This is a genomic window from Pseudomonas sp. MD330_10 (assembly GCF_042610415.1).
Lineage (GTDB): Bacteria > Pseudomonadota > Gammaproteobacteria > Pseudomonadales > Pseudomonadaceae > Aquipseudomonas > Aquipseudomonas rhodesiae.
Genome location: NZ_JBHGZU010000013.1, coordinates 1 through 13,516, shown reverse-complemented (window position 1 = coordinate 13,516; position 13,516 = coordinate 1). Strand labels below are relative to the sequence as shown.

10 protein-coding genes and 1 pseudogene are annotated in these 13,516 nt (G+C 63.1%); 9 read left to right on the top strand and 2 right to left on the bottom strand.

What is annotated here, in order from left to right; translation table 11 throughout:
- Nucleotides 1–24: 24 nt before the first annotated feature.
- The 5 genes and pseudogenes from ampD (at nt 25) to ACFZPT_RS19015 (ending at nt 4,176) form a co-directional block, all read left to right on the top strand.
- Nucleotides 25–585 (top strand): 1,6-anhydro-N-acetylmuramyl-L-alanine amidase AmpD, encoded by a 561-nt coding sequence (ampD, locus tag ACFZPT_RS19035; RefSeq protein WP_034111723.1) that lies wholly within the window; start codon nt 25–27, stop codon nt 583–585.
- Nucleotides 585–1,421 carry a regulatory signaling modulator protein AmpE gene (ampE, locus tag ACFZPT_RS19030; protein ID WP_034095841.1) on the top strand — a complete coding sequence of 279 codons (837 nt, stop codon included), beginning with the start codon at nt 585–587 and terminating at the stop codon, nt 1,419–1,421. The genes ampD and ampE overlap by 1 nt, the downstream gene beginning before the upstream one ends.
- A gap of 198 nt (nt 1,422–1,619) precedes the next feature.
- Nucleotides 1,620–2,711 (top strand): annotated as a pseudogene (locus tag ACFZPT_RS19025) (methyl-accepting chemotaxis protein); the annotation flags it as partial.
- Nucleotides 2,688–3,617, top strand: coding sequence for a methyl-accepting chemotaxis protein (locus ACFZPT_RS19020; RefSeq protein WP_376753347.1), 930 nt, complete (start codon nt 2,688–2,690; stop codon nt 3,615–3,617). The pseudogene ACFZPT_RS19025 and the gene ACFZPT_RS19020, both read left to right, overlap by 24 nt.
- 127 nt (nt 3,618–3,744) lie before the next feature.
- Complete coding sequence (locus tag ACFZPT_RS19015) at nt 3,745–4,176, top strand: hypothetical protein (protein ID WP_034095843.1); 432 nt, start codon at nt 3,745–3,747, stop codon at nt 4,174–4,176.
- Here ACFZPT_RS19015 and ACFZPT_RS19010 read toward each other — a convergent pair.
- Nucleotides 4,123–4,899: a TatD family hydrolase gene (locus ACFZPT_RS19010; RefSeq protein WP_034095844.1), complete on the bottom strand. Its 777-nt coding sequence runs from the start codon at nt 4,897–4,899 to the stop codon at nt 4,123–4,125. The two genes, ACFZPT_RS19015 and ACFZPT_RS19010, sit on opposite strands and share 54 nt — an antisense overlap.
- Nucleotides 4,900–4,901: 2 nt before the next feature.
- Nucleotides 4,902–5,897, bottom strand: a complete 996-nt coding sequence (cra, locus tag ACFZPT_RS19005) for a catabolite repressor/activator (RefSeq protein WP_034111727.1) — start codon at nt 5,895–5,897, stop codon at nt 4,902–4,904.
- A 294-nt stretch (nt 5,898–6,191) separates the two neighbouring features.
- On the opposite strand from cra, the gene ptsP reads away from it, so the two are divergent.
- The 4 genes from ptsP to ACFZPT_RS18985 all read left to right on the top strand — a co-directional run bounded on the left by ptsP (nt 6,192) and on the right by ACFZPT_RS18985 (nt 13,378).
- Nucleotides 6,192–9,050 (top strand): phosphoenolpyruvate--protein phosphotransferase, encoded by a 2,859-nt coding sequence (gene ptsP / locus ACFZPT_RS19000; protein WP_047881665.1) that lies wholly within the window; start codon nt 6,192–6,194, stop codon nt 9,048–9,050.
- The gene (gene pfkB, locus ACFZPT_RS18995; protein ID WP_047881664.1) at nt 9,051–9,992 is read left to right on the top strand and encodes a 1-phosphofructokinase; all 942 of its coding nucleotides are present in this window, start codon (nt 9,051–9,053) and stop codon (nt 9,990–9,992) included.
- Nucleotides 9,993–10,003: 11 nt separating this feature from the next.
- Nucleotides 10,004–11,722 (top strand): PTS fructose-like transporter subunit IIB, encoded by a 1,719-nt coding sequence (locus ACFZPT_RS18990; protein ID WP_034095848.1) that lies wholly within the window; start codon nt 10,004–10,006, stop codon nt 11,720–11,722.
- 114 nt (nt 11,723–11,836) lie between these two features.
- Nucleotides 11,837–13,378, top strand: a complete 1,542-nt coding sequence (locus ACFZPT_RS18985) for an alkaline phosphatase (protein ID WP_034095849.1) — start codon at nt 11,837–11,839, stop codon at nt 13,376–13,378.
- Nucleotides 13,379–13,516 lie beyond the last annotated feature (138 nt).

Below are 13,516 nucleotides of genomic sequence, written 5' to 3'. Positions count from 1 at the left end.
TGTTGCCCCATTCAAGGAACCTGTATGCAGTTGGACCCCGCCAGCGGTTGGTGCCAGGGCATTCGTCATTGCCCTTCGCCCAACTTCAATCAGCGCCCCGCAGGCGAAATCTCACTGCTGGTGGTGCACAACATCAGCTTGCCACCGGCGCAGTTCGCCACTGGCAAAGTGCAGGCGTTTTTCCAGAATCGCCTGGATGTCACGGAACATCCTTACTTTGAAGGGATTGCTGACCTACGGGTATCTGCGCATTTTCTGATTGAGCGCGACGGGACGGTGACGCAGTTTGTGTCCTGCCTTGACCGGGCCTGGCATGCCGGTGTTTCGCAGTTCGAGGGGCGGGAAACCTGCAACGATTTTTCCCTGGGCATTGAACTGGAAGGCACGGACGAGCTGCCGTTCACCGATGCCCAGTACCGTGCACTGATCGACCTGACCCGCCAATTGCAGGCGGCTTACCCTGATATCACCCCGCAACGCATTTGTGGCCACAGCGATATCGCGCCGGGACGCAAGACCGACCCCGGCCCCGCTTTTGATTGGAAGCGCTTTCGCAGCGCCCTGCAGGATGGAGGACACACCTGATGAGTTTCCTGGTACTGGTGTTGGCGGTCTGGATCGAGAAGTTTTCGGCCCTGCGTCATCGGTTGCAGCGCGATGGCGGCTGGCTGCGCGAGCTGGCCAAACTGGAATCGAGCCCACGTATGGCGCAGCGGCCTTGGTTGATTCTGACCTTGTTAGTGTTACTGCCGGTGGCATTGCTGGCGCTGTTGCTGCTGGTACTGGAACCGGTGGCCTATGGCTTACTGGCGCTGCCGGTGCACCTGCTGGTGGTGATCTACAGCCTGGGCCGTGGCGATCTGCTGGCTGATCTGGGCCCGTTCCGCGATGCCTGGCGACGCGGCGACTTGCAGGCCGCCGAGCACGTCGCCGAGCGCGACCTCAAGCTGGGCGCCGACAGCGGCGAGCAACTGCTCGATCGGGTCCAGGGCCACCTGTTATGGCAGGCCTACCAGAGCTTTTTTGCGGTGATTTTCTGGTATTTCCTGCTGGGCCCGGTCGCTGCCCTGGCTTATCGCCTGCTGGCGTTGGCCAGCGAACACAGCCAGAACCCGCTGGTCGCCGAGCGCGCCGGGCAAATGCGCCACGCCTTCGACTGGTTGCCAGTGCGCCTGCTGGCCGCCAGTTTTGCCTTGGTGGGCAACTTTGTCGCGGTCAGCCGGGTCATGCTGCACGAGCTACTGAGCTGGGACATCAGCGCGGCCCAACTGGTGGATAAAGTCGGTCTGGCCGCCGCCGAGATACCGGCGCCGGCAGTGGGGGCCGACGGTATCAACAGCCTTGACCGCCTCTGGGAACTGCTGCTGCGCGCGGCTGTGCTGTGGTATGCCGGGTTCGCCATCTGGACGGTGTTGCCGTAAAGCGCAGACCGCGTTACGTGGGAGCCCCTTCGGCTCCCACTGGCTGTTAACCTTAAGTTACAAAACTCCCTTTCAAATTGAGCTATACAGACAGAGCGCCAAATAGTGGCTTTCTGCCGCCGCCCTGCGCCCTCAATAAAAATAAAACAAAAAGGGAGTTCACCTGTGAAGAGCTTGCTCTATCCCGCCGTCGCGCTGATGAACCGCCTGAGCTTCGGCCTGAAGTTCAGCCTGATCAGTGTGTTGTTCCTGTTGCCGATGCTGGTCACCAACTATTTCCTGGTGCGCGATTCGTGGCGCGAATTCCAGGGCACCCGCGTCGAACTGCAAAGCCTCGACGTGCTCGGCAGCAGCCTGGCCCTGCGCCGTGACCTGGAAACCCTGAATAATCAGGTACAAATCAACGCCACTCTGGGCCAGTCGGGTAAGGCGGGCGACCTGGAAGGCAAGATCAGCGCCTTGGAGCAGAGCGTACTGAGCCGCTTGCAGGGCTTTACCGCGATGGCCACAGACCCCGAGCAAATCGCGGTGTTCGAGGCCAAGCGCGACGAATTGATCGGCGCGTTCAAGGCCCAGCAACAGGAAACTTCGCTGCTGAGTAAAAGCGCATTGATCGGCAAGCTGCTGAACAAGGCGCAGATGCTCGGCCAGATCGTCGCCAGTCAATCGGGCTTGAGCCGCGACCCCCAAAGCGATCTGCGCCAGCTGACTGAGTTGATCACCAGCGTTACGCCGCAGGTGACCCAAACACTGGGAGAAGGGCGGGCCATGGGCGCCTATTCGCTGGGGCAGGGGTTTCTCAACTCATCGTCCAGCACGCGCTTTGACGAACTGCTGCAGCAACTGGAAAAACTCCACGGCGAATATGGCTTGAAACTGCAGGATGCGCTGGGCTCCAGCAGTGCCGCGCACACGGCGCTCGACGGTCTGGCCAAGGCCAGTAACGCCAGCCTCAAGCAAGGCAGTGAGCTATTCGAAGAGCAGGTGGTCATGGCCGAGACCCTCGATGCGCCCTGGCAGACGTTCTACGATGCGGTCAGCCAGTTGATGGCCCAGACCTATCAACTCGATGAGGCCACCCTGGGGTTTCTTGAGCAACAGTTGCAGCATCGCCTGACGCAGAACCGCCTGCACATGGTGGTGCTGGTGTCGGCGCTGACCGCCGTGTTTTTGCTGATCTTCTACCTCTACGCCGGTTTCTATGCCTCCACGCGCACCACATTGCGACATCTGGGCACGATGATGGACAAGGTGGCGGCCGGTGATATGACCGTCTCCTTCGTGGCGCGCAGCCGCGATGAACTGGGTGACCTGGGTCAGGTGTTCAACGGCACCGTGGCGAAAATCCACGATCTGATCGAGCGCGTCGGGCACACCGTCAACCAGGTCGAGCAGCAGGCCGGTCAGGTGGAAACGGTCTCGGCGCAGAGTAACCAGGCCGTCTGCGGCCAGCGTACACAGATCGAACAGGTGGCGACGGCCATGAACCAGATGTCGTCCACCGCCCAGGAGGTGGCCCGCAACGCCGCTGCAGCCGTGAGCAGCGCCCACAGCGTCAACCAGGAGACCGTCAGCGGTCGCAGCCTGGTGCAATCCCAACAGGGCAGCATCGCGCGGTTGGCGTCGGAGATCGACCAGTCGGTACGGGTGATCAACCAATTGGCCACTGACAGCCAGGCCATCAGCACGGTGTTAGAAGTGATCAAAAGCATCGCTGAGCAAACCAACCTGCTGGCGCTCAATGCCGCGATTGAGGCGGCGCGGGCCGGTGAGCAGGGGCGCGGTTTTGCGGTAGTAGCGGATGAGGTACGTACCCTCGCGCGGCGCACGCAGCAGTCCACCGAAGAGATCGAGCAGATGATCAGTCGCTTGCACAGCGGTGTGGACGCGGCGGTCAAGGCCATGGGCAGCAGCCATGAAATGGCCAATGGCACGGTCGGGCAGTCGGAACAGGTCCAGCAGGCGTTGGAGAATATCCTCGGTGCCGTCGGCATGATCGTGGATCAGAACCAACAGATTGCGGCAGCCGTGGAACAGCAGACCGCCGTGGCCCACGATATCGACCAGAACATCGTCGAAATCAATCGCGCCGGCGAGCATGCCGCCGACGGTGCGCAGCAGACCGCTGCGGCCAGTCAACGGTTGTCATTGCAGGTGGTGGAGTTGAAACAGCTGATCGGCGCCTTCCGCGTGTAAGGCGTAGGCGTAGGACTAAAGCGTTAACGGGTGTGGTGTGCGTCTGAATTTTCCGGGGTGTCTTTTCTGGCCGCGTAGATGAGTGAGAATTTATTTCATTCAAACCGGGAGCCGGGGAGGCACCACGATGACCGCTGCACTCGGCATCAAAGGGCAATGCGCCCATTGCGATATCACCTTTGAACTCAAGCCTTGGCAATTGAATGCCATCGCCATCGAAGAGCCCTTCGACTGCCCGTATTGCCACCGGGAGCTTGAACTCAAATGCCCTCGCCAACTGCGCCATTTCAAGTCCCTGGAATATTGGGCGTTGGTGCGTCCAAGCATGGTGACGTTCACTTGCGTGGTGCTGATCGTGGCGCTGGTGGCAGAGTGGGTGGGGCTGATCAGTGTGATTGGGCAGTTCAATATTTCGCTGGTGGTGTTGCTGGTGCATTTCATGGTGTTGCGCTATGCCCGTCATCGCCAGCGCATCACCCTCAACCTGCACGCCGTCGAACCGACGCTACCAATTGAACAACTCACGCGCATTGCGTGTGCTCGCCTCGGCCAACGATAGCGGGTCGATACCCATATGCTCGGCCAGGGCCTGGCAAATGTCCGGCAAGTGCTCGGGGCTGTTGCGCTGGCCGGGGTACATGGCGGGCGGCATGTCGGGCGAATCGGTTTCCAGCACCACCGCGTCCAGCGGCAGTTGTGCCAGCACCTTGTGCATGCGCAACGCCTGGGGCCAGGTGGCGGCGCCGCCCAGGCCGAGCTTGAAGCCCAGCTTGATGTATTCGCGGGCTTCTTCGCGGCTGCCGGCAAACGCGTGAATGATGCCGCCGCGTGGCACGCGGATGCGCTTGAGCGTGTCAATCACCGCCGCATGGCTGCGACGTACGTGCAGCAGGGCAGGCAACTGAAAATCCACCGCCAGTTGCAGTTGCGCTTCAAACAGCTGTTGCTGACGTGCGCGGTCCAGGTGTTCGAGGAAGTAATCCAGACCGATCTCGCCCACCGCGCAGAGTTGCCGATGGCCTTGCAGGCGGGTCAGCCAGTCACCTAATGCCCTCAGATCGGCGGGGCGGTGATCGTCCAGATACACCGGATGCAGGCCGAACGCAGCGAACAGGCCTTCATCCGTCTGCACCAAATCCCACAACCGCTGCCAATTCTGCTGATACACCCCCAGCACCACCATGCGCTGCACGCCCAGCTCGCGGCTGTGGGCGAGGACTTCCCGGCGGTCGCTGTCGAATTCCGGGAAATCAAGGTGCGTGTGGGTGTCGATCAGCGTCACGTTCACGCCTCGTGAATACGCTGCTTGAAGGTGCGGCCGATGGCGTGTACGCCCGGTTGGTACTGCTCTTCTTCGATGGCGGCCAGGGCCAGGCGCAGCGCGGTGTCGGCGATCAACTGATGCTGCTGGGCCATGGCGTTGACCGGCAGCGGCAGGAAGTCCAGCAGTTGGGTGTCGCCAAACGTGCCCAGGCGCAGGGGCCGTGATTTGAGCGGGTAGTCGTGCAGTGCGTCGAACACCCCTTGGAGCAGCACGTAGGACGTCGTCACCAGCGCGTCAGGCAAATGGCCCAGCCGCTGCAGCAATTGCTCCATCAGCTGTCGGCCACAATCGCGGCTGAAGGCTTCGCCGTGTTCGATGAGCATCTCGCCGGTAAAGCCTTTCAACGCTTGCTGAAAACCGGCGGCGCGTTCCTGGCTGATACTCAGCTCGGGCCGCGCGCCGATCAGCACAATCTGTTTAGGCAATGGTTGCAGCAGGCTGCTGGTCAGTTGCTGGCAGGCCTGGCGGTCGTCGCTGACCACCGAACAGAACTGCGCCGGCTCCATCACCCGGTCGATGGCGATTACCGGCAGGCCTTTGGCTTGCAGCTCGCGGTAGCTGTCGTCGCTGGTGGGCAGGCAACTGGCCACGAACAGCGCATCGCACCGCCGGGCGCGGAACAGTTGCAGCAATTGGCGTTCGCTGTCGGCATCGTCGTCGGAGCTGGCGATCAACAATTGATAGCCACGCGCGCGCGCGCCTTGCTCCAGCAATTTGGCGATACGCGCGTAACTGGGGTTTTCCAGGTCGGGCAGAATAAAGCCCAACGTGCGCGTGTGCCGGCTGCGTAGCCCGGCGGCCTGGGGATTGGGGGTAAAGCCGTGGGCCTCTACCACCGCACGCACTCGTTCGACGGTGGCGTGGCTGATGCGTTGTTGGGCGGCTTTGCCGTTGATGACATAACTGGCGGTGGTAACGGACACACCGGCCAGACGTGCGATATCACTGAGTTTCAAACCGGGATTTCCTTGTTTTTTGGAGCTTGCCCCGACATTTTGTCCAATCGTAACCGATTACGGCACACGACCAATGTCCCAGCTCAATCGCCGAGTGGTCCTTCAAGGATGCACAATTAACGCGTAATCTGCCTTAAATTCTAGATTAAACGTTTCAGCCAGCGTATTTTTACGACGTTCGCGACCGAGCGGCTCCTGCCAACTGACCGCTCAGTCAGTAGTTTTCAAACACCCCTACACTGTTTTATTCAAAACAATACCTAGTGCGCCCAGCGCACTAACTAGGAGAACGGCATGCTTGAGCTCACTGTAGAGCAGATATCCATGGGCCAGGTGGCTGTGGATAAATCTGCTGCCTTGCACCTGCTCGCTGACACACTGGTGGCCGACGGTCTGGTCGCCGAGGGCTATCTGAGTGGCTTGCAAGCCCGTGAAGCCCAGGGCTCGACGTTTCTCGGCCAAGGTATTGCGATCCCCCACGGCACGCCAGAAACCCGCGACCAGGTGTTTGCCACCGGCGTGCGTCTGCTGCAGTTCCCCGAAGGGGTGGACTGGGGCGACGGCCAGATCGTGTATTTGGCCATTGGCATTGCCGCTCAATCCGACGAACACCTTCGCCTGCTGCAATTGCTGACCCGCGCCCTCGGCGAGACCGACCTGGGTGAGGCGCTGCGTCGCGCCGCCTCCGCAGAAGCTCTGCTGAAATTGCTGCAGGGTGCACCGCAGGAGCTGGCGCTGGATGCACAGATGATCAGCCTGGGCGTGTCCGCCGACGATTTTGAAGAGCTGGTATGGCGTGGCGCCCGCCTGCTGCGCCAGGCCGATTGCGTCAGCAACGGCTTCGCCGCCGTATTGCAACAGGTCGATGCGCTGCCCCTGGGCGACGGCCTGTGGTGGCTGCACAGCGAGCAGACCGTCAAACGTCCGGGCCTGGCGTTCGTCACCCCGGACAAACCCATGCGTTACCTGGGCCAACCGCTCACGGGCCTGTTTTGCCTGGCCAGCCTGGGCGAAGCGCACCAGGCCTTGCTTGAGCGTTTGTGCGCGTTGCTGATCGAAGGCCGTGGCCAGGAACTGGGCCGCGCCACCAGCAGCCGCGCGGTGCTTGAAGTATTGGGCGGCGAACTGCCGCCGGACTGGCCGAGCGCGCGCATCACCCTGGCCAACGCCCATGGCCTGCACGCGCGGCCGGCGAAGATCCTGGCGCAGTTAGCCAAGAGTTTTGACGGCGATATCCGTGTGCGCATCATCGATGGTCCGGCCACCGCGGTGTCGGTCAAAAGCTTGAGCAAGCTGCTCAGCCTCGGCGCCCGCCGTGGCCAGGTGCTGGAGTTCGTTGCCGAACCCGGCATTGCCGGTGATGCGCTGCCGGCACTGCTGGCCGCGGTGGAGGAGGGGCTCGGTGAAGAGGTCGAGCCGCTGCCGACCGTCAGCGCGCCCCCCGAAACCCTGGACCTCGAACCGCTGCTCAGCGCACCGGCCTCCGGTAGCCAGATCCAGGCTATCGCTGCGGCGCCGGGGATTGCCATTGGCCCCGCTCATGTCCAGACCCAGCAGGTGTTCGACTACCCACTGCGCGGCGAGTCACCGGTGATCGAGCGTCAGCGTCTGCATGCCGCCCTGACCGACGTGCGCCGCGATATTCAGGGGCTGATCGAGCGCAGCCCATCCAAAGCGATCCGCGAGATTTTCATCACCCACCAGGAAATGCTCGACGACCCGGAACTGACCGACGACGTCGACACTCGCCTTAAGCAAGGCGAAAGCGCCGAAGCCGCGTGGATGAGCGTGATCGAAGCCGCCGCCAAACAGCAGGAGTCGTTGCAGGACGCCTTGCTCGCCGAGCGTGCCGCCGACCTGCGGGATATCGGCCGTCGCGTGCTGGCGCAACTGTGCGGCGTCGAAACCGCCCAAGAGCCGAATGAGCCGTACATCCTGGTGATGGACGAGGTCGGCCCGTCCGATGTGGCGCGCCTGGACCCGGCGCGCGTCGCCGGTATCCTCACCGCTCGCGGTGGCGCCACGGCCCACAGCGCCATCGTCGCGCGTGCCCTCGGTATCCCCGCGCTGGTCGGTGCTGGCGCCGCCGTCTTGCTGGTCGCCGCCGGCACGCCGCTGTTGCTCGATGGCCAGCGCGGCCGCCTGCATGTGGACCCCGATGCCGCCACCCTGCAACGGGCTACCGTCGAGCGCGATACCCGTGAACAACGCCTGCAAGCGGCCTCCGCCCAGCGCCATGAAACAGCTCTTACACGCGACGGGCATGCCGTGGAAGTGTTCGCCAATATCGGCGAAAGCGCCGGTGTCGCCGCAGCGGTGGAGCAGGGCGCCGAAGGCATCGGTTTGTTGCGCACCGAACTGATTTTTATGGCTCACCCACAAGCGCCGGATGAAGCCACCCAAGAAGCCGAGTACCGCCGCGTACTCGACGGCCTCGGCGGGCGCCCGTTGGTGGTGCGCACCCTCGACGTGGGCGGCGACAAACCGTTGCCTTACTGGCCGATTGCCGAGGAAGAAAACCCTTTCCTGGGCGTGCGTGGCATTCGCCTGACCTTGCAACGCCCGCAGATCATGGAAGCGCAGCTGCGCGCGCTGTTGCGTTCGGCGGATAACCGCCCGCTGCGCATTATGTTTCCCATGGTCGGCAGCGTCGATGAGTGGCGCGCCGCCCGTGACATGACCGAGCGCCTGCGCCTGGAAATCCCGGTGGCCGACCTGCAACTGGGGATCATGATCGAAGTACCGTCGGCCGCCTTGCTGGCGCCGGTGCTGGCCAAGGAAGTGGACTTCTTCAGTGTCGGCACCAACGACCTGACCCAATACACCCTGGCCATCGACCGTGGCCACCCAACCTTATCTGCCCAAGCCGATGGCTTGCACCCGGCGGTGTTGCAGTTGATCGATATCACCGTGCGCGCCGCCCATGCCCACGGCAAATGGGTCGGCGTGTGCGGCGAACTGGCGGCGGACCCGCTGGCAGTGCCGGTGCTGGTGGGCTTGGGAGTGGACGAACTGAGCGTGTCGGCGCGCAGCATTCCCGAAGTGAAGGCGCGTGTGCGCGAATTCAGTCTGAGCCAGGCCCGGAGCCTGGCACAACAAGCGCTGGCGGTGGGTTCCCCCGCCGATGTGCGAGCCCTCGTGGAGGCGGTGTAAATGGCAAGGATTCTGACCCTGACGCTGAACCCGGCGTTGGATCTCACGGTGCGCTTGGCCCGCCTGGAACCGGGTGAAGTCAACCGCAGCGAAACCCTGCTGACCCATGCCGCCGGCAAGGGCGTGAATGTGGCGCAGGTGCTGGCCGATCTGGGGCATCAATTGACCGTGGGCGGTTTTCTCGGTGCGGACAACCCGCAAGCCTTTGACGCGCTGATCGCTCGTCGCGGTTTTGCCGACGCGTTTATCCGCGTGCCGGGGGAAACCCGCAGCAATATCAAAATCGCCGAGCAGGACGGTCGTGTCACCGATATCAACGCGCCGGGCCCGCAGGTGAGCGAGCAGGCGCAACAGGCCTTGCTCAACCAGCTCACTCTGATCGCCCCCGGTCACGATGCGGTGGTGGTCGCCGGCAGCTTACCGCGCGGCGTCAGTGCGCAGTGGCTGCACGATGTGTTGGTGCAGTTGAAAGGCCTCGGTTTGAAGGTTGCCCTGGACACCAGTGGCGAGGCGCTGCGTGCCGGTCTGCGAGCCGGCCCGTGGTTGGTCAAGCCGAACACCGAAGAACTGGCCGATGCCCTCGATTGCCCCACCGACTCCCTCGAACAGCAGCGCCAAGCCGCGCAGCGCCTGCACGCCCAGGGGGTGGAACATGTGGTGGTATCCCATGGCGCCGACGGTGTGAACTGGTTCAGCCCGACGCTGGCGCTGCATGCCACGCCGCCCAAGGTCAGCGTGGCCAGCACCGTGGGTGCCGGGGATTCGTTGCTGGCCGGCATGTTGCACGGTCTGCTCAGTGGCGAGGGCCCCGAACAGACCCTGCGCCGTGCCACGGCGATTGCCGCGATGGCGGTGACGCAGATCGGTTTCGGCATCAGCGATGACGCGCAGTTGGCGCATCTGCAAAGCGGCGTCGATGTACGCCCGCTCACAGAACAATAAGAGGGTTAGTCATGAAGTTAGCCATTGTTACTGCCTGCCCCAACGGCATGGTCACCAGTGTGCTGTGCGCCCGCTTGCTGGACGCCGCCGCGCAGCGCCAAGGCTGGAGCACCAGTGTCGAAGTGGTGGATGTGCAGCACCCCGAGCGCGCGCTATCCGACGCGACCCTGGCCGCCGCCGAGTGGGTGTTGCTGGTCAGCAGCACGCCGGTGGATATGCAGCGCTTCATCGGCAAGCGCGTGTTCCAAAGTACGCCGGCCCAGGCGTTGGCGGATGTGGAAGCGGTGTTGCGTCGCGGTGCTGAAGAGGCTCAGGTGTATGTCGCCAGCGAGGCGCCGGTCGCGGCAAAGAATGCCCCACGCATCGTCGCCGTCACCGCGTGCCCGACCGGCGTGGCCCATACCTTTATGGCTGCCGAAGCCTTGCAGCAGACGGCCAAGCGCCTGGGTTACGACTTGCAGGTCGAGACCCAAGGTTCGGTGGGCGCACGTACGCCGCTGAGCGCCGAAGCTATCGCTAATGCCGATGTGGTGCTGTTGGCGGCTGATATCGAAGTGGCTACCGAACGCTTCGCCGGCAAGAAGATTTACCGTTGCGGCACCGGCATTGCTCTCAAGCAATCCGAAGCGACCCTGAACAAAGCCCTGGCCGAAGGCGCTGTGGAAAGCGCCGCCGGTGCGCCGGTAGCCAAGTCGGAAAAGACCGGCGTCTACAAGCACTTGCTCACCGGTGTGTCGTTCATGTTGCCGATGGTGGTGGCGGGCGGCTTGCTGATCGCTCTGTCGTTTGCGTTCGGCATTCATGCGTTCGAACAGGAAGGCACCTTGGCGGCGGCGTTGAAAACCGTCGGCAACAGCGCGTTTACCTTGATGGTGCCGCTGCTGGCCGGTTATATCGCCTATTCGATCGCCGACCGTCCGGGGATCGCGCCGGGCATGATTGGCGGCCTGCTGGCCGGCACCTTGGGCGCGGGTTTTATCGGCGGCATTTTTGCCGGTTTCCTGGCCGGTTACTGCGTCAAAGGCGTCACGCGCGTGGTGCGTCTGCCGCAAAGCATGGAAGCTCTCAAACCGATCCTGATCATCCCGTTGCTGGCGAGCCTATTCACCGGCCTGGCGATGATCTACCTGGTGGGCCCGCCGGTGGCGCGCATGCTCAGCGGCTTGACTGAATTCCTCAGCACCATGGGCACCACCAACGCGGTGCTGCTGGGCATTCTGCTGGGCGGCATGATGTGCGTGGACCTGGGCGGGCCGATCAACAAAGCGGCGTATGCGTTTTCCGTCGGCTTGCTGGCCGCCCACAGCGGCGCGCCGATGGCCGCGACCATGGCCGCCGGCATGGTGCCGCCCATCGGCATGGGCATCGCCACGTTCCTGGCGCGGCGCAAATTCGCCCAGACCGAACGCGAAGCCGGCAAAGCCGCGATGATCCTCGGGATGTGCTTTATCTCTGAAGGCGCGATCCCCTTCGCCGCCAAAGACCCGCTACGTGTAATCCCGGCAAGCATCGCCGGCGGTGCGTTGACCGGCGCGCTGTCGATGTACTTCGGCTGCGTACTGGCCGCGCCCCACGGTGGTTTGTTCGTGCTGGTGATTCCGAATGCCATCAATCATGCGTTGCTGTATCTGCTGGCGATCGTTGCGGGCAGCCTGCTGACCGGGGTGGTGTATGCGCTGATCAAACGGGCGGAAGTGGTGGAGCTGAGCGTCGCGCCGGCCAACGCCTGACACGGTCTGGCAGGGCCCGAAATTGTGGGGAGGCAAGCCTCTCCCACAGAGTGTCACACCCGCTTCATCCCCGCGTGGTTAAGTGCCTCTTTTGAGACTCAAGAGGGCACCTGCATGAGCCACTTCGATCTGGGCCGTCGCCGCGTGATGCAAGCCGTCGGCGCCGGTCTGTTATTGCCGGGCCTGGCGCCGGCGGTGATCGCGTCGGTCAAGGACCGGCCGCAACTTACCGATGGGGTGCAGTCCGGCGATCTACTGGGCGACCGCGCGATGATCTGGAGCCGCAGCGACCGGCCCGCGCGGATGGTGGTGGAATGGGACACCCGCAGCGTGTTCAGCAGCCCGCGCCGTTTTGTTTCGCCGCTGGCCGACAACCGCACGGACTTCACCGCCCGCGTTGAACTGACCGGGTTGCCTGCCGACCAGGCGGTTTTCTATCGCGTGCATTTCGAAGACGCCCAGAGCGGCGTGGCCAGCGAGCCCTGGTTCGGCCACCTGCGCAGCGTGCCGCAACAGCGCCGCGACATTCGCTTTGTATGGAGCGGCGACACCGTCGGCCAAGGCTTCGGCATCAACCCGGACATCGGCGGCATGCGCATCTACGAAGCCATGCGCTTGCGTCTGCCGGACTTCTTTATCCACAGCGGCGACACCATCTACGCCGACGGCCCGGTGCCGGCGCAACTGGCCACTGAAGGCGGGCGTATCTGGCGCAATATCACCACCGAGGCCAAGAGCAAAGTCGCCGAGACCCTGGACGAATACCGTGGCAACTACCGCTACAACCTCATGGATGAAAACGTGCGCCGCTTCAACGCCGAAGTACCGCAGATCTGGCAGTGGGACGACCACGAAGTGATCAACAACTGGTCGCCGAGCAAGCAATTGGACGAGCGCTACCAGACCCGCGACATCAACACGCTGGTGGGCCGCGCGCGCCAGGCCTGGCTGGAATATTCGCCGATGCGCCGCCAAAGCGCCGACGGCGGCGGGCGCATCTATCGCAAGCTCAGTTATGGCCCGCTGCTGGATGTATTCGTGCTCGATATGCGCAGCTACCGTGGCCCCAACGATGACAACCTGGGGGCGGCCAAGCCGTTTCTGGGGCGAGAGCAATTGGACTGGCTCAAGAGCGAACTCAAGGGCTCCAAGGCGCAATGGAAAGTCATCGCCGCCGACATGCCCATCGGCCTGGGCGTGCCCGACGGTGAAGTCAGCCCCGGCGTGCCGCGTTGGGAGGCCATCGCCAACGGTGAGCCGGGCCCGGCCCAGGGCCGCGAGCTGGAAATCGCCGAACTGCTGGCGTTCCTGCGTGCACAGCAGGTACGCAACCATGTGTGGCTGACGGCAGACGTGCACTACTGCGCGGCGCATCACTACCACCCGGATCGCGCGGCGTTCCAGGATTTCGAGCCGTTCTGGGAGTTTGTAGCCGGGCCGTTGAACGCTGGCAGCTTCGGGCCCAATCCGCTGGATAAAACCTTTGGGCCTGAAGTGGTGTTCGAAAAAGCGCCACCGGCACAGAACACTTCGCCGTTTGCCGGGTTTCAGTTTTTTGGCGAGGTGAATATTGATGGCCAGACGGGAGAGTTGACGGTGATCCTGCGCGACTTGGATGGAGTCTCAGTATTCGAACAGAAGTTGCAACCCACCTGACTTGAAATGCAGTCCCACTGTGGGAGGAGGCTTGCCCCCGATGGCGGTGTGACAGTTAATTTGAAGTGCGCCCCAAAAGTTGGACAGTAATTGTCTAGGCTACAGCGGAACGGGCTCTGTACTCTACAGGGCTCAGTC